Raw genomic sequence first — 18,964 nt, forward strand, 5'->3', positions numbered from 1 at the left:
ACTTGCCTGAATTTCGCTCGTATCGTGGCGTTCGGTGGCTGTCGGGATGTCGGTCGCCCCGCGCCCGGTTCGGGCCGGTCGTGTCATGCACGTGAGAGGCAGGAAAGCCTGATGTCGACGTATCAAGGGAACCGGCGAGCGACACCAGCCAGGCGGCGGTCCCGATGGTTCTTAGCCGGTGGGCTCGTGGCGGGCACCCTGGCGGCCGGGGTGGCGGGCGGCGCCGCGGTGGCCGCGGAACGAGCGCTGCCCACCGCGTCGGACACGCCGTCCCTGGTGCTGCGCGGCGACGACTCCGGCGCGGGGCACCGCGACGACCGCCGCGAGCAGGGCCGCGCCGCCCTCGGCGGGCAACCCTCCGGCGACCCCTCCGGGGCTGCCGCCGGGGAGCCCTCCGGCGACTGGTCGGGCGACTCCGCCGGGGAGCACCGGGGCGGGGAGGAGGGCCGGGACCGGGGGCCCGGGGGCGGGCGCCGCGGGGAGGTCGCGGTGCCGTGCGACTCGTCGAAGCTCATCGCCGCGCTGGTCCGGGCCAACGCCGAGGGCGGCGCCCACCTGCGGCTCGCGCCGAAGTGCACGTACGAGCTGACGCACGCCTTCCAGCAGCCCGACGACTACGACGGCGGGATCCGGGACGCCCGGGAGGCGGCCGACAGCGCGGAGAACCCGGGCGACGCCGAGGCGCCGCCGCGCAACCCGCAGCACGACCGGGCGGGGCTGCCGGTCATCTACCACCCGATCACGATCCGGGGCGAGGGCGCCACCATCGAGCGGGACGTGCACGCCGAGGCGTTCCGGTTCTTCACCGTCCGCGACGGCGGGGAACTGACCCTCTCCGACGTCGTGCTGCGCAACGGCCTCTCCGCCGCCGAGGGCGGCAGCATCCACGTCGTGCACGGCGCGTCGGCCGTGGTCGAGCGCACCACCGTCGTCGGCAGCACCTCCCTCTCCGCGGAGGGCGGCGGTGGCGGGATCTTCAACGACGGCAACATGGTGGTCGTCGACAGCACGTTCGTCGGCAACCACGCCGCCGGCAAGGCGGGCAAGGGCGGGGGCCTGCTCAACGGCGGCGTGCTGAGCCTGCGCACGTCGGACTTCCGGAACAACACCGCCGTCGCGTACGGCGGCGGCCTCGGCAACTACCGCGGGGCCGCCGAGGTGCAGAAGAGCACCTTCGCGCACAACAACGCGGCGCAGGGCGGCGGCATCGCCAGCTTCTCGGCCCGCACCAGGGTGGCCGACAGCAAGGTGCTCGGCAACACCGCCCAGACCGGTGGGGGCATCGCCAACTCGGACGCCCTGATCTTCCTGCGCGGCCTGGAGGTGCGCGACAACACCGCCACCGGCAACGGCGGCGGCATCTCCACCTCCCAGGGCCTGCTCCCGCTCGACGACAGCGTCGTCGCCGGCAACACCGCCCGGGGCGCCGGCGGCGGGATCTACGCCGCGAAGTCCAACCTGCTGGTCCGCCACAGCGAGGTCGACCGGAACCACGCCGTCGGCGCGGCGTCGAAGGGCGGCGGGGTGTTCGTGACCCAGGGCCAGGTCTCCCTCTACCGCAGCCAGGTGGCCGACAACACTGCCACGGTGAAGCCGGGCGGCCTCTTCGCCGACAAGGCCCGGGTCAGGGTCGACGACGAGACCGACATCATCGACAACGAGTCCACCAACTGCGAGGGCAGCCGGGTGCCGGTGGCCAACTGCTTCCGCTGACCGGCCGCCCCGAGGGGCGCAGCCGGCCCCGCTCCCGACGATCGTGAGGATCCTCGGCGGCGCGGGCCGGGTGCGCCCCTCGTCGCGTGCCCGCCGTCCTGATGGCGCCCCTCCGTTCGCCGTCCGTCCGAGCTCGCCTGCGCGAGCTCGGCTGTCGGCCGCTCCGGCCGGGCCCAGCGACCCTACCGGGAGGCGGAGCCGCTGGCGGTGTAGCCGCTGCCCGGGAGAGGGCGCGGCTATACCGGTACGGTCCACGGGACCGGGTTCACGACGTGGGCGTCGTCACGGGCAGTTCGTCGGCCTGGTCGCGACCGCCGTGCTGTGCCGTCCGCCCCGGGACCGCCCTCGGTGAGGCGGGTCCGGGTCGGTTGCGTGCGGCGCGGAGCATGGTGGCGATCAGGATGGCCCCGCCCGCCGTCAGGACGACGCTGACCATCGCGGCGATCCGCATCTCTTGGGTGAAGGCGTCGAAGGCGACGCTCCGCAGCGCCTCCGCGGTCTGGTGCGGTAAGGCCGTGGCGGTGTCGACGGCACCGCCGAGGGTTTCCTCCGCCGCGGCCAGCTCTTTGGAGGTGAGGCCCGCGGGGGCCTGGGACTCCATCCGCGAGCGGTAGACGGCGGTGCCGATGCTGCCGAGGACCGCGATGCCCAGCGCTCCGCCGAACTCGGCGGAGGTCTCCGCCAGTGCGGAGGCCGCCCCGGCTCGCTCCGGCGGCGCGGCGGACAGGATCACCTCGGTGACGACGGCGGACACACCGCCGATGCCGACGGAGACCACGGCCAGTGCGCTGACCAGGTAGACGATGCCCGAGTCGGTCCGGATCAGGGACAGCGCGACGTATCCGGCGGTCGCCACCAGAAGCCCGGCGATCATCACGTTGGGCTTGCCGATACGCGGCGCCATCGCGGTGGCCAGGGCGACACCTACGGGCAGCACGAGGAACGTGGGCAGCGACCACAGGGCCGACTCGAACGGGCTCATGCCCAGGACGAGCTGCATGAACTGCCAGTTGAACAGCGAGAAGCCGATCATCGCGAAGGTCGCCAGAGCGTCGATGAACAGCGGCACGTTGAACCGGCGGGTGCGGAACAGCGCGAGGTCGATCATCGGGTTCACGGCCGTGCGCTGGCGGCGGATGAACAGTGTTCCCACGGCGAGTCCGGCGGCCATGCAGGCAGCCGGGGTCCATCCGAAGCCGTGCTTCGCCGTCAGCTTGATGCCGTAGATCACGGCGAGGACGGCCACCAGGGACAGCAGGGCGCCGAGCAAGTCGAAGCGGCCCGGCTTGGGATCGCGGTACTCGGGCAGCAGCAGCGGCCCGAGGAGCAGCAGCAGGATCATCACGGGGACGTTGATCAGGAAGACCGAGCCCCACCAGAAGTGCTCCAGCAGCAGGCCGCCGATGATGGGGCCGACGACGGCACCGCCCGCGAAGCCGGCCGTCCAGACGCCGACGGCGGTGGCCCGCTGCCGGTCGTCGTGGAACATGTTCCGGATCAGGGAGAGGGTGGAGGGGGCCAGCGAGGCTCCGGCGATGCCCATGAGCGCGCGGGTCGCGATCAGCGTCTCAGGGCTGGACGCGTAGGCCGCGAGGACTGAGGCGAGACCGAAGGCCGCAGCACCGGTCAGCAGCACCCGCCGCCGTCCGATCCGGTCACCGAGGGTGCCCATCGTGATCAGCAGGCCGGCCAGCAGGAAGCCGTAGGCGTCCATGATCCACAGCAGTTCGGAGCTGCTCGGCTGGAGGTCGGCCGTCAGAGACGGGAGCGTGACGAACATGACGGACATGTCCATGGACGCCAGTACGCACGGCACCACCAGGACGGCGAGCCCGACCCACTGTCTGGTTCCGGCTCTCTTACGTTCTTCGGTCATGTCCCTCGCTCCTGCTCTTCCGGTTGGGACGGATTTCGTCACGCTGTGCGTACTTAATACGCGCACAGCTGTGTACAGCATACGCACGCGCATGCGGGTGGCTGCAAATGCGTTTCTGACCTGTTGTTTTCCCTGCTTTATGCGTTCGCCTCGATGGCGGGATAGAATTTCGACACACCTTCGCCGGGTGTGACGAAAAGGAGTGTGGTGATGTCGGAGCAGTCGGCCTGCGCGTCCTGCGGAAAGACGCTGGAGCATGCGGAACGAGGGCGGCCGCGGCGCTACTGCTCCCGCGCCTGCCAGGCGCGGGCCTACCGGGGACGCAGGACGGAGGCGCCGGCCGACGTCCTGGGGGACAACGACAGCGCACCCCACCTCACCGTCGAGCGCATCGTGCGGGCCGGGATCGACGTCGCGGACGCGGAGGGGCTCGACGCGCTGTCGATGCGCCGGGTCGCCACGGTCCTCGGCGCGAGCACCATGGCCCTGTATCGGCACGTGGCGTCCAAGGACGATCTGGTGGCCCTGATGGTGGAGGCCGCGATGGCCGACGTCCCTCTGCCCGACGCGCCGCCGCGGAACTGGCGGCACGGCCTCGAACGAGCCGCCTACCGCGACTGGGAGCTGTACCACCGCCACCCGTGGATCCTGTCGAGGGTCCTGGTGACGACTCGCGCGCACTTCAGCCCGGCACTCGCGGCGGACAGCGAAAGCACCTTCTCTTCCTTCGACGGACTCGGCCTCGAACCTGCCGACGCCTTCCGGTACATGTTCATGTTCGCCTCCTACGTGCAGGGTGTGGCGCTGACCTACGTCAGCGACGTGGAGGCGGAACGGCAGGCGGGAAGCAATGCGCAGCGGACGGCGCACGCCCCGGACGACGAACGCGGCCCGCTCTTCGAGCCCGGCGCGTACCCGCGGCTCGGCTCCGCGATGCGCGCGGGTGCCGCCCCCTGGGACCTCGACGCCCTGTTCGCCTCGGGCCTCGCCGGTGTCCTGGACGGCATCGCGGCCGATCTCGCGCGGCGGGGCATCGAGGCCTGAGTCGCGGCGGGCGGGTTTGTCACGCGGCCCGGATCGCTCCCGAGCGGCTCGGAGTCCATCGCCCGGCGATCACCCGCAGTGTTGCCGAGGTGCGGCCGCTGCTGGCCGAGCGTGGCTGCTGGGTGCACGACGGAGTGCGGATACGGACCCTCGCCGACGTGGTGGCCTACCTGGGCCACCACTCGCGCGCCTTGGTGGACGCCACCGAGGTGCGGGTCCGCCGCCCGCTCCGGCAGCGTGCCCCGTCTCGGGCACGGGTTCGGTCCCGTCGACCTGACAGCCCATCCTCCTAGGACGCCTTAGGGGATGTGCGGTAGGCGGGCGGCGTGGGTGACTCTCCCTTCGGCACCGCACGAGGCCGTCCACTGCTCCGGCCCGCGCCACCCGCCAGGCGCGGGCCGGGGGTCCGTCCTACTCGGAGGGCTGGGGCAGCTCGCAGTCGACCTTCGGGTTGGCGCCGATGTAGTTCAGCGGCCCGGCCACGATGGTCACCAGGATGGTGCCCGCCTCGGCGCAGTTGGTGTCGTCGCCGTTGTAGTAGCCGCGCTGGCCGGCGGCGACCGCGCCGATGATCAGCCAGATGACGACGATGACTCCGAGTATCGACGTGCCGCGCATCGCTGCCTCCAGAAGGGGGTGTGGTGGTTCGGGGTGCCGAACGTTGTACCCAGTCGCGTGGAACGGCTAACGACGCCGCCGATCGACCGTCCGGCCGGCCGCCCGGACCGGGGCGCGCCGGTGCGCTATCGGATCGGCGACCGACGGCCGCGCGCGGCAGCCCGGCGGGCGTACAACTGCGTCAGAGCACCGCGCAGGAGGACACCATGGACGCCCCGACCCCGCACCTGTACGTCGACCGCCCCGAGGACGTCGCCGTCGCGGCCCGCGCACTGGCCGGGGGCGCGGTGGTGGCGGTGGCGTTCGGGAACTTCTACGCGCTGGTGAGCCGCCCGGACGCCGCCACGGTGCGCCGGGTCAACGTCGCCAAGGGTCGGCCGGCCGACCAGGTCGGCAGCATCACCACCGCCTTCGGGCGGATCCCCGCGATGTTCGACTGGGCGCGGCTGCCGCACCGGCTGCCCGCGCGCCGGGTGCGGCAGCTGATGGGCGTCCTCTACGGCGCGGGCCCGTTCGGCTTCCGCGGTCCGGCCGTCGACCGGCTGCCCGCCCACCTCACCCGGCACGACCGGGGCGTACGCACCACGCAGGTGATCGCGCCGGGGCTGGCCTGCCCGTCGAACGTGTTCTTCGCGCGCGCGGTCGCCGAGACCGGGGTGGACCACCTCCACATCACCTCGGCGAACCGCTCCCGGCACCTGACGGGGGTCGCGGAGGAGCCGGCGCACTGGAAGGCCGAGGGCATCGCCGAGGACTTCGCCCACCTCGACGACCTGGTGGTGCTCGCGCACCGGGACGAGGCGGCGGCCCGGGCGGCGCACCCCGGGCACCTGCCGGCCTCGGTGACGCTGCTGTCGTTCCACGCCCCGGCAGGGGAGCCGGAGGAACCGCCGGTGCTCACCGTCGACCGGCACGGCTCGCTGCACGTCGACGACGTGCGCCGGGCCGCGGCGCCGCTCGGCCTCCAGGTGCGGCTCGGCCCCACCGCCGGGCGGCGTCTGCAGGTCCGGGGGTACGCGGAGGCGCTGGTCTGACCGGGCACCGGATCGGCCGGTGGTGTCCGGCTCCCCACGAGTACCGCCCGGTGGCTGGTCGGCCTCCGTCCGGAATGCCCGACGTCGCGGCGTCCGGGTGAGCGGACGTCGCGACGTCGGTGGCATCAGGTGGATCGTGGCGCCGCCCCGGCTCGCGGGGGAGCGCCGTCCGGCGCCGCGGTCGGTGCGGCGGCCCGGGGGGTCAGGCGTCGCCGCCGGTCGGCAGCGCGGCGGCCGCCTCCTGCGAGGCGCCCGCGAGCACCTTCGCCTGCTGGGGCCAGGTCGCCAGGCTCGGCGCGGCCCGCAGCCCGGCTGCCCGGATCGTCTCCCGCAGCGCGGCCTCGTCCAACTCCGCGAGCTGCCCGTACGTGCGGATGCCGGCGGCCTGCAGCGCCGCCGCCATCTTCGGGCCGACGCCCTGGATGCGGCGGAAGTCGTCGGCGGCGTCCGCGTCGGCGGCGGACCGCACCGGCGGGGTCGCCATCGCGCCGCGCGCGGCGGGCACGTCCGCCGGCTCGTCCGCCGGCTCGTCCGCCGGCTTGTCCGCCGGCTTGTCCGCCGGCTTGTCCGCCGGCTTGTCCGCCGGCTCGTCCGCCGGCTTGTTCGGCTCGGCCGGCACGTCTGCCGGCGTGGTCGCCGCCGACGTCGCGTCCGGCCCGGACGGGGCGGCGGGGGTCGGCTCCGCCGGGCCGGCGGCTGCGGGGACCGGCTCGGCCTCGGGCTGCGCCTGGGCGGGGACGGCGACGGCCCGGACGGGTTCCGGCTCGGCGGCCGGGACGGGCTCCGCCCCGCCGGTGCGCGCGGGCGCCGGATCGGCGGCCGGGGCCTCGATCGGGGCGGCGGCCAGCACCGGCTCCGGTTCGTTCGCGGCGACGGGCTCCGGCTCGGCAGCGGTGGCCGGCTCCTCGGCCGGCTCGCGGTCGACGGGGCCGGTCACCCCGGCGGCGGCCGGCAACACGACCTCGGCGTCCGGCAGGTGACCCGGGGCGGTGTCGCGCGGCGCGGCCGCCGCCACGGGGTCGGTGTCGGGCGCCGGCACCGAGTCGCCGGTGAGCGCCATGTCGGCCGGGTCGACCTCGTCGGCCCGCCCGGCGTCGGTGGCGACGACGGTGACCGGGGCGGCGCCGGCGTCGGCCGGGGCGTCGGGGGTGGGCACGGGGTCGGCGACGGCGTCCGGGGCCCGGTCGAGGGTCACCTCGGGGCGTACCTCGTCGGTGGTGGCGGCGGGCGGCGGGTCGACCACCACGGCGGTCATGCCGGCGACCGGGTCACCCTCCACCGTGGGCGAGCCGTGCCCGGCTGCCGCGCCCTGCCGGCCGCGCCAGAACCAGCCGGCCGCCAGACCCACCAGCAGGGCCACGATCAGTATCAGCCAGTGCCCGAAAGACCATGCCACGGCGGACCTCCTATTCGTTCGCGTCGAAACTCCGAGAAAAACTCGCCGCAGCTTCGCACACGCGCCGTCTGGGCGGCAGGCAGGATCGGCCGGTCATGGCACATGTGGGACGGGTTGCACCGGCGGTGTCCGGCGGGCGACGGACTGTCGTCGTCCGGCGCCGTCCGCGTACGGTGCGGGGCGGGCACGCGGGGACCCCGGCGCCGGGCGGGCGCCGGGGTCCGGGTCGGACGGTCAGTCCTCCTCTCCGCGGTAGGTGTAGAAGTCGTTGACGAACTTGCGCGCCAGTCGGGGCACCCGGCTGGTGACGCCGAAGTAGCCGCGTGCGCCGAGCAGCGCGAGCCGGCCGACGACGGGCTTGTACATCCGGTCGTCGCCGTTGGTGCCGCTGCGGTTGAGCGAGTCGGCGACCCGGGCGAAGCCGTACGGCACCATGGCGGCCTCGTAGTCGGCCACCGCCTGGAGCAGCGTCTTGTCGCCGGCCGCGGCCAGCCGGAGCTGCCGGCAGAGCAGGGCGGCGTCGCGCAGCGCGGTGTTGGCGCCCACGCCGCGCCCCGGGGTCATGGTGTGGATGGCGTCGCCGAGCAGGGTGACGGTGCTGCTCTTCCACGGCGGCACCGGCTCGCTGGTGGACACCCGGATCGGCAGGGCGCTGCCCGGGTCGCTGCGGGCGAGCAGTTCGCGCAGGTGGGGGTGCCAGTTGCGGGTGAGTTGGAGGGCGAGCAGGACGAGTTCCTCGCCGCGGCGCTGCATGACGTCGGGCGGGAACCGGCGGGCGGTGCTCCAGATGACCAGGTTGATGTTGTCGCGGGTGGTGTCGTGGCGCAGCCCGGGCCAGTCGCGCAGCAGCGCGGCGTCGGCGGGGTCGACACCGGGTTTCAGTGAGCCGTCGCCGTTCCACTTGAACTCCATCACGTGCAGCACGCCCATCATCCCGCCGGTGCCGAAGATCAGCGAGATGCCCTGCTCGATCCGTTCGGGCAGCAGTTGGCGGGTGTGCGGGATCAGGGGGATGCGGGTGGCGATGTTGACGGTTCCCGCGTCGCGGGTGACCGCGTGCGGCAGGTACTGGCGGCGTACGGCGGAGTGCGTGCCGTCCGCGGCGACGAGCAGGTCGCCGGTGGCGGTGCTGCCGTCGGCGAAGTGGGCGGTGACGGTGCCGTCGTCGCGTTGCTCGTACCGGGTGAAGGTCTTGTCGAAGTGGACCGCGTCCTCCATGCCGGTGAGCAGGACCTGGCGCAGGGTCATCCGGGCCACGGACCGTTCGGTGTCCACCGGGTCGGTGTCGGGGCGCAGGGTGAACGAGGCCGTCTGGCGCATCCGCTGGGTGATGACGTTGAAGTAGCGGGGGGATCGGGCGCAGGTGGCCAGGTAGGTGTCGAACAGCCGTGGCGGCAGGCACTCCCGCAGGGCGCGGCTGCCGGTGGGGCCGATGCCGACGCGGTAGCCGAGCAGTCCCTCGCCGCGGGTGCGGTACTTCTCGTAGACGGCGACGCTGATCCCGGCGCGGCGCAGGCCGTGGGCCAGGCACAGCCCGCCGGTGCCGGCGCCGATGACCAGGACGTGGGGTGGTCTGGGTGACATGGGGCCGCCTCCGCTCAGCCGGCCGCGTGCGGGGACGGCGCGTCGGCGGCGTCCCAGCGGTAGAAGCAGCCGGCGATCGCGTCGCGTGGCGAGCGCCAGGTCGGCAGGTACGGCGAGGTGTGCGCGGACAGGCGCTCGTTGACCTGGCGGTACAGCGGGTGGTTGCGGGCGCCGGCCAGGGCGTCCGGGTCGACGTCCGCGGTCTCCATCAGGTGGACGCACAGGTCGTGCAGGCAGTACAGGGACCGGTGCCGGACCCCGGTCAGGGCGGGCAGTTCGGTCGCGTCGGACTCGGCGAAGATCTGCGCGACCCGACCCTCCGCGCCCGGGATGATCCTGCTGACGATCAGTAGACGGCTCATGGGACCCCTCTCGCCGGTGGCGCTCCGCGAGCACGTCGGAGACCACGGACTGTTGTGCGGCCCACCCTGCCCGGGCGGCTGTCACCTGCCCGTCACGCGCGCGGCTGTGCCGGTGACGCCGGTTCAGCGGGCGCGGGGCGTGACCCGGGCGGACGGCGTGCGGCGCGGCGGCGTCGGGGTGTCCCGGGTGGCCTCCCGGATGGGCGCGAGGGTGTCGTCGAGCAGCGCGGTCATGGCTGCGGAGGGTTCGAGGCGCAGTTCCCGCAGCAGCAGGTCGCGGTAGACGTAGAAGGCGTGCACGGCCTCGAAGGCGTTGCCCTCGGCGAGGTGGATGCGTACCACCAGCCGGTGTGGGGTCTCGCGCAGCGGCTCGGCGGCCATCGCCTCGAGCGCGGCCTCCAGGGCCTGCCCGTGCTGGCCCGCTGCCAGGTGTTGGCCGGCCAGTTCCTCCAGCATGTGCAGGCGCAGCTGGCGCAGCCGCTCCCGTTCGGCGAGGACCCAGTCGTCGTACCAGCCGGGGAGCAGGTCGTGCCGGCCGGCGGCGAGGGCGGCGGCGCACGGGTCGTCGCCGTCGCGCACCCGCGCGGCCGTGCCGATGAGGGCGTCGACGTCGACCCGGACGGTGGGGCCGAGGCGTACGGTGTCGCCGACGGTGGTGAGCGGGCAGCAGGGGTCCTGGCGCAGCCGCCACAGCGCGGTCCGCAGGGACGACAGCGCGCGGTCCTCGGGGGCGTCGGGCCAGAGCAGCCCGGCGAGGTGGCTGCGGGTGGCGCCGGGGCGCAGGCCGATCAGGGCGATGACCCGTTGCAGGCCGCGCGGCACCACGACGGGGGTGTCGCCGTGCAACAGCCGGAAGCCGCCGAGCAGGTGCAGCGATATCTGCGTGCCGGGGCGGCGCCCGGTGGTCGGCATCGACGGATCAGCGGCCACGGCGGCACCCCCTGCGGAACGCTCGTCCCGACTCCTCTGCTGTCCCGGCGCGGCTGCCCTTGACCCCACTGTCGGGTCGCTCCGCCGCGGCGCGGCGGAGCGCGCTGCGGTCGCCGGGCTGACCGTGACGAAGATTATCAATCGCGGTCACTCTCGGTCAATATTTCAGGCGAGATCGGACTGTCGGCGACGTGTCCACGAAAACGGTTCTGAACTGCGGATAGTCCATTGTGGCGAGCGGTGTTGTACAGCGGATACACAGCCTGCGTCAACGCAGCGTCACGACATGGCGTTGTCGGGTGGCGGGCCGTGGTGACGCCGCCGTGACGCCCGTGGCCGCATCGTGTCGCCAGTCGTCCGGCTCGGCCGGCGCCGTCGTCACCGACGTCGGACGCCGTGGAGGGAGGTCCACTTATGGACCGTTCGCTGATCGTCGCGAAGGTGGTGCCGAGCGCCGAGGCGCGCGTCGCCGAGATCTTCGCCGAGTCCGACGCGACGGAGCTGCCGCACCTGGTCGGGGTGCGGCACCGGTCGTTGTACCGGCTGGGTGACCTCTACGTGCACCTGCTGGAGACGGACGCGCCGGCCGGGGCGGCGGTCGAGGCGGCCCGGGGGCACCCCGAGTTCGTGCGGGTGAGCGCCCGGCTGCGCCCGTACGTCTCGCCGTACCTGCCGACGTGGCGGGAGCCGCGCGACGCCATGGCCCGGTGCTTCTACCGCTTCGACGCCGCGCCCGCCGGGCGGCCGTCGTGACCGCCACCGCGCCTCGGGAGGGGCAGCTCTGGTTTCGCTGCGGCGGCTGCGCCACCCTGCTGTACCGCAAGCGGCTGCGCCGCAACCTCGACGTCTGCCCCGAGTGCGGCACGCATGCCCGCCTCGACGCGCCGGAGCGGCTGCTTCAGCTCGTCGACCCGGGGTCGTTCACCGCCCTGCCGGACCGGCCGGCGGAGGTCGACCCGATCGGCTTCGTCGATTTGCTGCCGTACCCGCACCGGCTCACCGCCGCCCGGGCCGGCACCGGGCTGGCCGAGGCGGTCGTCTGCGGCACCGCCACCATCGGCCGGCATCCGTGCGCGCTCGCGGTGATGGACTTCCGCTTCCTCGGCGGCAGCCTCGGCTGCGCCGTCGGGGAGTTGATCACCCGGGCCGCCGAGCGGGCGCTGGAGGACGGCACGCCGCTGATCCTGGTCACCGCCTCCGGCGGCGCGCGGATGCAGGAGGGCGTCCTGTCGCTGATGCAGATGGCCACGGTCAGCCAGGCGATCGCCGCGCTGCGGGAGGCGGGGCTGCTCACCGTCAGCGTGCTCACGGACCCGACGTACGGGGGAGTGGCGGCCTCGTTCGCCACCAACACCGACGTGGTGCTCGCCGAGAGCGGTGCGCGGATGGGCTTCGCCGGTCCCCGGGTGATCCGGCAGGTCACCGGCCGGCCGCTGCCGGAGGGCTTCCAGACGGCCGACTTCCTGCTGCGGCACGGGCAGGTCGACATGGTGGTGCCCCGGCACGCCCTGCGGGGCCGGCTGGCGGCGCTGCTCGCCGCGGCCCGGGCGGGACGTCGGCCGGCGGCGCGTCCCGCCGTACCCCGGCAGGAGCCGTCGCCGGTCGTGGCGCGGCCGGCCGGTGAGGCGGGTGCCGCGACGGCGCCGGGCCCGGCCGACCCGCAGGGCGGCGACGCCTGGGAGACGGTGCGGCTGGCCCGGCACCCGGGCCGGCCGACCACACTGGACTACCTGGAGTCGGCGTTCGACGGCTTCGTCGAGCTGCACGGCGACCGGCTCGGCGCGGACTGCCCGGCGGTGGTCGGCGGACTGGCCCGGCTGGACGGCCGGCCCGTCATGGTGATCGGGCACCAGAAGGGCCACACCACCGCCGAGCTGGTCGCCCGCAACTTCGGCATGGCCAGCCCGGCCGGGCACCGCAAGGCGCTGCGGCTGATGCGGCTGGCCGCCCGTCTCGGCCTGCCGGTGGTCACCCTGGTCGACACGCCCGGGGCGGATCCCGGCGTGGGCGCCGAGGAGCAGGGGCAGGCGGCGGCCATCGCGGAGAACATCCTCGTGCTCGCCGTGCTGCCCACCCCGGTCGTCGCGGTGATCACGGGGGAGGGCGGCAGCGGCGGCGCGCTGGCCCTCGCGGTGGCCGACCGGGTGCTGATGCTCCAGCACGCCGTCTACTCGGTGATCAGCCCCGAGGGCTGCGCCGCCATCCTCTGGCCGGATCGGGGGGCCGCCCCGCAGGCGGCGCGCGCGTTGCGGTTGACCGCGCCGGACCTGTGCCGCCTGGGGGTGGTCGACGACCTCGTGCCCGAGCCGGCCCCGGCCGCGCACCACGACCCGGAGGCGGCCGCGCGGGCGTTGGGCGCGGCGGTGTCGGCGGCCCTGCTGCCGCTGCTGGACGTGCCGCCCGCCACGCTGGTCCGGCGCCGCCGGCAGCGGTTCCGGCGCTTCGGCGCGGCCCGCCTCGGCGCCCGGGCGGGTGTCCGGTGAGCGCGGGCGGTGCCCCTGTCGACACCGCGCCGGCCGGCGCGGAGTCGGCGTCTGGGGCGGACGCGGTGCTGGCCGGGCTGCGGCGGCACGCCCGGGACCTGGTCGCCGAGCTGGCCGGGCCGGTCCGCCGGGTGCGGCTGCGCAGTGGCGACACGGTGCTGGAGGTGGAGTGGCACGGTGGGTCGCCCGCGGAGACGCCGGAGGCGGCGCCCGTCGCGGCCCGGTCCGCGCCGCCGCCCGGGGCCGACGGCGAGCCGGGCCGGTACGCGGTGCGCTCGCCCATCGTCGGCACGTTCTACCGGGCGCCGGACCCGGGCGCCGCGCCCTTCGTAGCCGTCGGCGACCTGGTCCGCCCCGGCCAGGTCATCGGCATCGTCGAGGCGATGAAGCTGATGAACGAGGTGACCGCCGACCGGGGCGGCCGGGTCGCCGAGGTCCTCGCCGCCGACGGCCAGCCGGTCGAGTACGACGAGCCGCTCGTCGCGCTGGACCCGGTCTGAGGCGGCGCGTGATGTTCGAGAAGGTGCTGATCGCCAACCGGGGTGAGATCGCCCTGCGGGTGCTGCGCGCCTGCCGCGAGCTGGGGGTGCGTACCGCCGTCGTCTACTCCACGGCGGACGCCGACTCCGCCGTGGTGCGCCTCGCCGACGAGGCCGTCCTGATCGGTCCGCCGGCCAGCCGGCGCAGCTACCTCAACGCCGCCGCGATCGTGGAGGCGGCCCGGCAGGTCGGCGCGCAGGCGGTGCACCCCGGCTACGGGTTCCTCTCCGAGGACGCCGACTTCGCCGAGATCTGCGCCGACAACGGGCTGACGTTCATCGGTCCGCCGCCGGAGGTGATGGCCGCGCTGGCGGACAAGTCCTCGGCGCGGGCGCTGATGCGCCGGGCCGGGCTGCCGCTGCCGCCGGGCAGCGTCGCGCCGGTGCCCACCGCAGCCGTGGCGGCGGAGGTGGCCGCCGAGGCGGGCTACCCGGTGATCGTCAAGGCGGCGGCCGGCGGCGGCGGCCGGGGCATGACCGTGGTCGCCACCCCCGCCGAGCTGCCCCGGGCGTACGCGCGGACCAGGGCCGCCGCGCAGGCCGCGTTCGGCGATGACCGGGTGTACGTGGAACGGTTCCTGACCGGCGCCCGGCACGTCGAGGTGCAGCTGCTGTGCGACTCCCACGGCAACGGGGTGCACCTGGGCACCCGGGACTGCTCGGTGCAGCGCCGGCACCAGAAGCTGGTGGAGGAGGCGCCCGCCCCGGCGCTGTCCGCCGGCACCCTGGAGGCCATCGCGGAGTGCGCCCTGCGCGGTGCCCTGTCCGCCGGCTTCACCGGGGCCGGCACGGTGGAGTTCCTCGTCGACCCCGACGAGCGGTTCCACTTCCTCGAGATCAACTGCCGGATCCAGGTCGAGCACCCCGTGACCGAGATGGTGACCGGGATCGACCTGGTGCACGAGCAGCTGCACATCGCCGCCGGGGTGCCGCTGCGCTGGCGGCAGGAGGACGTCCGCCCGCACGGGGTCGCCATCGAGTGCCGGGTCAACGTGGAGGACCCGGACCGCGGGTTCGCGCCGACCCCCGGCCGGCTGGACCGCTTCGTCCCGCCCGGCGGCCCGTTCACCCGGGTCGACACGCACGGCCACGCCGGCTACCTGTTCGGCCCGTACTACGACTCCCTGCTGGCCAAGGTGGCGGTGTGGGCGCCGGACCGGGAACTCGCGCTCAACCGGCTGGAACGCGCCCTCGACGAGTTCGACATCGCCGGGCCCGGGGTCCGCACCACCATCCCGTTCGTCCGGCGGGTGCTCGACGACGCCGGGTTCCGCAAGGGCCGCTACTCCACCGGCCTGGTCGACCAGTTGCTCGCCGCCCCGTCCGACGCACACCACAGGAGGCTTTGATGACCGTCACCCATGGCCGACCGCTGACCGCCGAGATCACCGACATCCTGGTAACCAACTGCGGGCTGGACGCCGACGCGGCCGCCCGCGCCCCGGCCGCGTCCCTGGAGGAACTCGGCATGGACTCGCTGGCGCTGCTCGAACTCTCCGCCGTGGTCGCCGACCGGTGGCAGGTGCGGATCCCCGAGCAGGCCGGGCAGCTCAGCATCGCGGGCGTCGCCGAGCTGGTGGCCCGCCGCGCCGACCCGCCCGGACACACCGAGAACAGCGCGTTCATCGCCGCGCCGCTGCCGCTGGTCTGGGACGTCACCAACGACGTCGCCGGCTGGCCCGAGCTGTTCACCGAGTACGCCCGGGCGGAGATCCTGGACCGCGACGGCGACACGGTGCGGTTCCGGCTCACCATGCACCCCGACGAGAACGGGGTGGCGTGGAGCTGGGTCAGCGAACGCACCGCCGACCCGGCCATCCGGCAGGTGCGCGCCCGGCGGGTGGAGACCGGGCCGTTCGAGTACATGCGCATCCACTGGAGCTACGCGGAGGAGCCCGGCGGCACCCGGATGACCTGGGTGCAGGACTTCGCGATGAAACCGACCGCGCCGGTGGACAACGCCGGCATGACCGACCGGATCAACACCAACAGCGCCGTGCAGCTCGCCGTCATCAAGGAGAAGATCGAGCGGCTGGCCGCCGCCGGCGGGGCGACGGGAGCCGGCGATGAGTGAGGACACCCTGCGGCTGGTCTCCGCCGCCGACGTCGCGCCGGACGGCCGCCGCGGCGGCGAGCTGCGGGTGCTGCTCGGCCCGAAGACCGTCGGCAGCACCTCCGGCTTCATGGGGGTGGCGACGCTGCGCCCGGGGGAGCGGATCGCCGAGCACTACCACCCCTACAGCGAGGAGTTCCTGTACGTCGTCCGGGGCGCGATCACCGCCGACCTGGACGACGAGGCGGTGCCGCTGGCAACCGGGGAGGCGCTGTTCGTGCCGCGCAACGTCCGGCACCGGCTGCGCAACACCGGTGACGAGCCGGCCGAGGTCGTCTTCCACCTGGGACCCCTCGCACCCCGGCCGGAACTGGGCCACGTCGACACCGAACTCGTCGAGCAGCGGGGCGGGTCGTGAGCGTGAGGAGTGAGCCGGGGTTGCGAGCCCCGCAGTCGCGAACCGAGGTGGCGTCGTGACCGGGCGCCGTACGGTCGTCACCGGCGTCGGGGTGGTCGCGCCGGGCGGCGCCACCCGGGACAGCTTCTGGAAGACCGTGACCGAGGGGCGTACGGCCACCCGACGGATCACCTTCTTCGACCCGTCGCCGTTCCGCTCCCAGATCGCCGCCGAGTGCGAGTTCGACCCGGACGCGGCCGGCATCACCCTCGCCGAGCGGCAGCGCGCCGACCGGTACGTGCAGTTCGCGCTGGCCTGCTCCATCGAGGCGCTCGCCGACAGCGGCCTGGAACCCACCGACGCCGAGCGGGAGGTCACCGGCGTGGTGCTGGGCACCGCCGTCGGCGGCACCATGGCGCTGGAGCAGGAGTACGTGCGGGTCAGCGACTCCGGCCGGCGGTGGCTGGTCGACCACGCCCTCGGCGGGCCGTACCTGTACCCGGCGCTGGTGCCGAGCAGCCTCGCCGCTGACGTGGCCGTCCGGCACGGGTTGCACGGCCCCGCCCAGGTCGTGTCCACCGGCTGCACCTCCGGCATCGACGCCATCGGCTACGCCCACCAGCTCATTGTCGACGGGGAGGCCGACATCGTGCTGGCCGGGGCGTCGGACTCGCCGATCTCCCCGGTCACCGTCGCCTCCTTCGACGCGATCAAGGCGACCAGCCCGGACAACGACGACCCGGCGCACGCCTCCCGCCCGTTCGACGCCGACCGCCACGGCTTCGTCCTCGCCGAGGGCGCGGCGGTGCTGGTGCTGGAGGAGTGGGAGCACGCCCGCCGCCGGGGTGCGCACGTCTACTGTGAGCTGGCCGGGTACGCCAGCCGCGCCAACGGCTTCCACATGACCGGGCTGCGTCCGGACGGGGTGGAGATGGGCCTGGCGATCACCGACGCGCTGCGCCAGGGCCGGCTGTCCCCGCAGGACGTCTCCTACATCAGCGCGCACGGCTCCGGCACCCGCCAGAACGACCGGCACGAGACGGCGGCGTTCAAGCGGGCGCTCGGCGAGGCCGCGTACGGGGTGCCGATCAGTTCGATCAAGTCGATGGTCGGGCACTCGCTCGGCGCGATCGGCTCGATCGAGATGGCCGCCTGCGCCCTGGCCATCGAGTACGGCGTGGTGCCGCCCACCGCCAACTGGGCCACCCGGGACCCGGAGTGCGACCTGGACTACGTGCCCAACGTGGCCCGGGAGACCCCGGTGGACGTGGCGCTGTCGGTCGGCAGCGGCTTCGGCGGCTTCCAGTCCGCGATGGTGTTTCGGCGGCTGGCGGCGGCGGCGTGAGCGCCCGGGCCGTGGTGACCGGTATCGGGGTGGTGGCCCCCAGCGGCGTCGGCGCCGACGCCCACTGGCGTACGGTCGCGGCGGGGACCCGGTGCACCGGCCCGATCACCCTGTTCGACCCGACGGACTACCCGACCCGGGTCGCCGGGGAGGTGCCCGGCTTCGAGGCGGCGGCGTACGCCGACACCCGGCAGCTCGTGCAGACCGACCGATGGACGCACCTGGGCTTCGCCGCGACCAGGCTGGCGTTGGCCGACGCCGGGCTGCCCGACCGGGCCCCCGAGCCCTACGGCTGGGCGGTGACGCTGGCCAGCTCGTCCGGGGGGAACCTGTTCGGGCAGCGGGAACTGCAACGGCTGTGGGGCGGCGCCACCCGCACGGTGGGGGCGTACCAGTCGATCGCCTGGTTCTACGCCGCCAGCGTCGGGCAGCTCTCCATCCACCACCAGTTCAAGGGGCCGTGCGGGGTGCTGGTCGCCGAGTCCGCCGGTGGGCTGGACAGCCTCGCCCACGCGGTGCGCACCGTGCGCCGGGGCACGCCGGTGGTGATCGCCGGGGCGACCGAGTGCCCGCTGAGCCCGTACGCGCTGACCTGTCAGCTCCGCTCCGGGCTGCTCAGCGACGTCGCCGACCCCGAGGTGGCGTACCGGCCGTTCGACCGGTCGGCCGGCGGCTACGTGCCGGCGGAGGGTGGGGCGGTGTTCGTGGTGGAGGAGTTGGGGCATGCGCTGGCCCGGGGCGCCCGGGTCTACGGCGAGGTGACCGGCTGGGGCGCCACCCACGACGCCGCGCACACCGGCCCGGACGCCGGCGGCGACTCCGCCCGGTACGCCCGGGCGATGCGGCTGGCCCTGGACCGCTCCGGGGTCACCGCGGACGAGGTGGACGTGGTGGTCCCCGACGCCCTCGGGGTGCCCCGCTTCGACCGTGCCGAGGCCGAGGCGCTGCGCGCGGTCTTCGGCGACCGGCCTCCGCCGGTGAGCACGCACAAGGCGCTGACCGGCCGCGCCCACCAGGGCGGCTCCGCGTTGGACGTGGCCACCGCGCTGCTCGCGTTCCGCCACGACACGCTGCCCGCCTCCGCCGGTCCCCGCGAACCGGCGCCGGGCTGCGAACTGGACTTCCTGCGGGCGCCCCGGCAGCCGCGCAGCCGGCTGGCGCTGGTCGGCGCCCGGGGTTTCGACGGTTTCAACAGCGCGTTGGTGCTGCGCGGAGCGCCACCGGCGCCGAGGGGAGCAGCGGAATGAGCGGGGCACGGGCTCGGGTCGTCTTTCTCGTGCGGGTGGCCGAGGAGCGGACGGCGGACTTCCTGCGGGCGTACGAGGCGGTGCGGCACCTGGTCGCCGACGGTGTGCCGGGGCACCTGGTCGACCAGGTGTGCCGGTCGGCGGCGGACCCGGAGCAGTGGCTGATCACCAGTGAGTGGGAGTCCCTGGCCGACTTCGAGGCGTGGGAACGCAGTCCCGGGCACCGGGATCTGGTGCGGCCGATGCGGGAGTGTTTCACCGACGCCCGCTCGCTGCGTTTCGTCGTCCACGCGCAGACCCCCGAGGTGGCGCCCGTCTGACCGCCCGGCGGTACGCCGTGCGC

At 74.5% G+C, this 18,964-nt stretch carries 17 protein-coding genes and 1 pseudogene; 12 read left to right on the forward strand and 6 right to left on the reverse strand.

The window, feature by feature from the left end; all coding sequences use genetic code 11:
- Positions 1 to 111 precede the first annotated feature (111 nt).
- Positions 112 to 1,713 carry a right-handed parallel beta-helix repeat-containing protein gene (locus tag ACGF5C_RS09460; RefSeq protein ID WP_393298818.1) on the forward strand — a complete coding sequence of 534 codons (1,602 nt, stop codon included), beginning with the start codon at positions 112 to 114 and terminating at the stop codon, positions 1,711 to 1,713.
- Between the two features lie 349 nt (positions 1,714 to 2,062).
- On the opposite strand, the pseudogene ACGF5C_RS09465 reads toward ACGF5C_RS09460, so the two are convergent.
- Positions 2,063 to 3,589, reverse strand: a pseudogene (locus ACGF5C_RS09465) (MFS transporter); the annotation flags it as partial.
- A gap of 210 nt (positions 3,590 to 3,799) precedes the next feature.
- Here ACGF5C_RS09465 and ACGF5C_RS09470 point away from each other — a divergent pair.
- The gene (locus tag ACGF5C_RS09470) at positions 3,800 to 4,633 is read left to right on the forward strand and encodes a TetR/AcrR family transcriptional regulator (protein ID WP_393298821.1); all 834 of its coding nucleotides are present in this window, start codon (positions 3,800 to 3,802) and stop codon (positions 4,631 to 4,633) included.
- A 411-nt stretch (positions 4,634 to 5,044) separates the two neighbouring features.
- Here the strand turns inward: ACGF5C_RS09470 and ACGF5C_RS09475 are convergent, their stop codons facing one another.
- Positions 5,045 to 5,251, reverse strand: a complete 207-nt coding sequence (locus ACGF5C_RS09475) for a hypothetical protein (protein WP_350707466.1) — start codon at positions 5,249 to 5,251, stop codon at positions 5,045 to 5,047.
- Between the two features lie 206 nt (positions 5,252 to 5,457).
- On the opposite strand from ACGF5C_RS09475, the gene ACGF5C_RS09480 reads away from it, so the two are divergent.
- Entirely contained in the window at positions 5,458 to 6,285 is an 828-nt protein-coding gene (locus ACGF5C_RS09480) for a hypothetical protein (RefSeq protein WP_393298824.1), read from the forward strand.
- 202 nt (positions 6,286 to 6,487) lie between these two features.
- Here the strand turns inward: ACGF5C_RS09480 and ACGF5C_RS09485 are convergent, their stop codons facing one another.
- The 4 genes from ACGF5C_RS09485 to ACGF5C_RS09500 all read right to left on the reverse strand — a co-directional run bounded on the left by ACGF5C_RS09485 (position 6,488) and on the right by ACGF5C_RS09500 (position 10,557).
- Entirely contained in the window at positions 6,488 to 7,681 is a 1,194-nt protein-coding gene (locus ACGF5C_RS09485) for a hypothetical protein (RefSeq protein WP_393298827.1), read from the reverse strand.
- A gap of 234 nt (positions 7,682 to 7,915) precedes the next feature.
- Positions 7,916 to 9,265: an FAD-dependent oxidoreductase gene (locus ACGF5C_RS09490; protein WP_393298830.1), complete on the reverse strand. Its 1,350-nt coding sequence runs from the start codon at positions 9,263 to 9,265 to the stop codon at positions 7,916 to 7,918.
- Positions 9,266 to 9,279: 14 nt separating this feature from the next.
- Positions 9,280 to 9,627: a TcmI family type II polyketide cyclase gene (locus ACGF5C_RS09495; RefSeq protein WP_357701323.1), complete on the reverse strand. Its 348-nt coding sequence runs from the start codon at positions 9,625 to 9,627 to the stop codon at positions 9,280 to 9,282.
- A gap of 123 nt (positions 9,628 to 9,750) precedes the next feature.
- Positions 9,751 to 10,557: a BTAD domain-containing putative transcriptional regulator gene (locus ACGF5C_RS09500; protein ID WP_393298833.1), complete on the reverse strand. Its 807-nt coding sequence runs from the start codon at positions 10,555 to 10,557 to the stop codon at positions 9,751 to 9,753.
- Between the two features lie 414 nt (positions 10,558 to 10,971).
- Between ACGF5C_RS09500 and ACGF5C_RS09505 the strand changes: the two genes are divergently transcribed.
- Genes ACGF5C_RS09505 through ACGF5C_RS09545 form a run of 9 tightly spaced genes read left to right on the forward strand, consistent with a single transcriptional unit; the run spans position 10,972 to position 18,941 of the window.
- The gene (locus tag ACGF5C_RS09505) at positions 10,972 to 11,310 is read left to right on the forward strand and encodes a TcmI family type II polyketide cyclase (RefSeq protein WP_350707477.1); all 339 of its coding nucleotides are present in this window, start codon (positions 10,972 to 10,974) and stop codon (positions 11,308 to 11,310) included.
- Positions 11,307 to 13,040 (forward strand): acetyl-CoA carboxylase carboxyltransferase subunit alpha, encoded by a 1,734-nt coding sequence (locus ACGF5C_RS09510; protein ID WP_393298837.1) that lies wholly within the window; start codon positions 11,307 to 11,309, stop codon positions 13,038 to 13,040. The genes ACGF5C_RS09505 and ACGF5C_RS09510 overlap by 4 nt, the downstream gene beginning before the upstream one ends.
- A complete protein-coding gene (accB, locus tag ACGF5C_RS09515; protein ID WP_393298840.1) occupies positions 13,037 to 13,540 on the forward strand; it encodes an acetyl-CoA carboxylase biotin carboxyl carrier protein in 504 nt (167 codons plus the stop codon). Before ACGF5C_RS09510 ends, accB begins: the two co-directional genes overlap by 4 nt.
- Before the next feature lie 11 nt (positions 13,541 to 13,551).
- Positions 13,552 to 14,928: an acetyl/propionyl/methylcrotonyl-CoA carboxylase subunit alpha gene (locus ACGF5C_RS09520; RefSeq protein WP_393298843.1), complete on the forward strand. Its 1,377-nt coding sequence runs from the start codon at positions 13,552 to 13,554 to the stop codon at positions 14,926 to 14,928.
- On the forward strand, positions 14,928 to 15,653 hold the full coding sequence (locus ACGF5C_RS09525; protein ID WP_393298846.1) for an SRPBCC family protein: 726 nt from the start codon (positions 14,928 to 14,930) through the stop codon (positions 15,651 to 15,653). The genes ACGF5C_RS09520 and ACGF5C_RS09525 overlap by 1 nt, the downstream gene beginning before the upstream one ends.
- Positions 15,646 to 16,050 carry a cupin domain-containing protein gene (locus ACGF5C_RS09530; protein ID WP_393298849.1) on the forward strand — a complete coding sequence of 135 codons (405 nt, stop codon included), beginning with the start codon at positions 15,646 to 15,648 and terminating at the stop codon, positions 16,048 to 16,050. The genes ACGF5C_RS09525 and ACGF5C_RS09530 overlap by 8 nt, the downstream gene beginning before the upstream one ends.
- Positions 16,051 to 16,105: 55 nt before the next feature.
- On the forward strand, positions 16,106 to 17,374 hold the full coding sequence (locus tag ACGF5C_RS09535) for a beta-ketoacyl-[acyl-carrier-protein] synthase family protein (RefSeq protein WP_393298852.1): 1,269 nt from the start codon (positions 16,106 to 16,108) through the stop codon (positions 17,372 to 17,374).
- On the forward strand, positions 17,371 to 18,621 hold the full coding sequence (locus ACGF5C_RS09540) for a beta-ketoacyl synthase N-terminal-like domain-containing protein (RefSeq protein ID WP_393298855.1): 1,251 nt from the start codon (positions 17,371 to 17,373) through the stop codon (positions 18,619 to 18,621). Before ACGF5C_RS09535 ends, ACGF5C_RS09540 begins: the two co-directional genes overlap by 4 nt.
- Complete coding sequence (locus tag ACGF5C_RS09545; protein WP_393298858.1) at positions 18,618 to 18,941, forward strand: antibiotic biosynthesis monooxygenase family protein; 324 nt, start codon at positions 18,618 to 18,620, stop codon at positions 18,939 to 18,941. The genes ACGF5C_RS09540 and ACGF5C_RS09545 overlap by 4 nt, the downstream gene beginning before the upstream one ends.
- Positions 18,942 to 18,964 lie beyond the last annotated feature (23 nt).

This window comes from Micromonospora sp. NPDC047620 (genome assembly GCF_043205005.1).
GTDB lineage: Bacteria > Actinomycetota > Actinomycetes > Mycobacteriales > Micromonosporaceae > Micromonospora.

Bases quoted from the DNA above. Each gene is read 5' to 3' on its own strand.
- ACGF5C_RS09460 (WP_393298818.1), top strand. From the start codon at position 112: ATGTCGACGTATCAAGGGAACCGGCGAGCGACACCAGCCAGGCGGCGG.
- ACGF5C_RS09470 (WP_393298821.1), top strand. From the start codon at position 3,800: ATGTCGGAGCAGTCGGCCTGCGCGTCCTGCGGAAAGACGCTGGAGCAT.
- ACGF5C_RS09475 (WP_350707466.1), bottom strand. From the start codon at position 5,251: ATGCGCGGCACGTCGATACTCGGAGTCATCGTCGTCATCTGGCTGATC.
- ACGF5C_RS09480 (WP_393298824.1), top strand. From the start codon at position 5,458: ATGGACGCCCCGACCCCGCACCTGTACGTCGACCGCCCCGAGGACGTC.
- ACGF5C_RS09490 (WP_393298830.1), bottom strand. From the start codon at position 9,265: ATGTCACCCAGACCACCCCACGTCCTGGTCATCGGCGCCGGCACCGGC.
- ACGF5C_RS09495 (WP_357701323.1), bottom strand. From the start codon at position 9,627: ATGAGCCGTCTACTGATCGTCAGCAGGATCATCCCGGGCGCGGAGGGT.
- ACGF5C_RS09505 (WP_350707477.1), top strand. From the start codon at position 10,972: ATGGACCGTTCGCTGATCGTCGCGAAGGTGGTGCCGAGCGCCGAGGCG.
- ACGF5C_RS09520 (WP_393298843.1), top strand. From the start codon at position 13,552: ATGTTCGAGAAGGTGCTGATCGCCAACCGGGGTGAGATCGCCCTGCGG.
- ACGF5C_RS09525 (WP_393298846.1), top strand. From the start codon at position 14,928: ATGACCGTCACCCATGGCCGACCGCTGACCGCCGAGATCACCGACATC.
- ACGF5C_RS09530 (WP_393298849.1), top strand. From the start codon at position 15,646: ATGAGTGAGGACACCCTGCGGCTGGTCTCCGCCGCCGACGTCGCGCCG.
- ACGF5C_RS09545 (WP_393298858.1), top strand. From the start codon at position 18,618: ATGAGCGGGGCACGGGCTCGGGTCGTCTTTCTCGTGCGGGTGGCCGAG.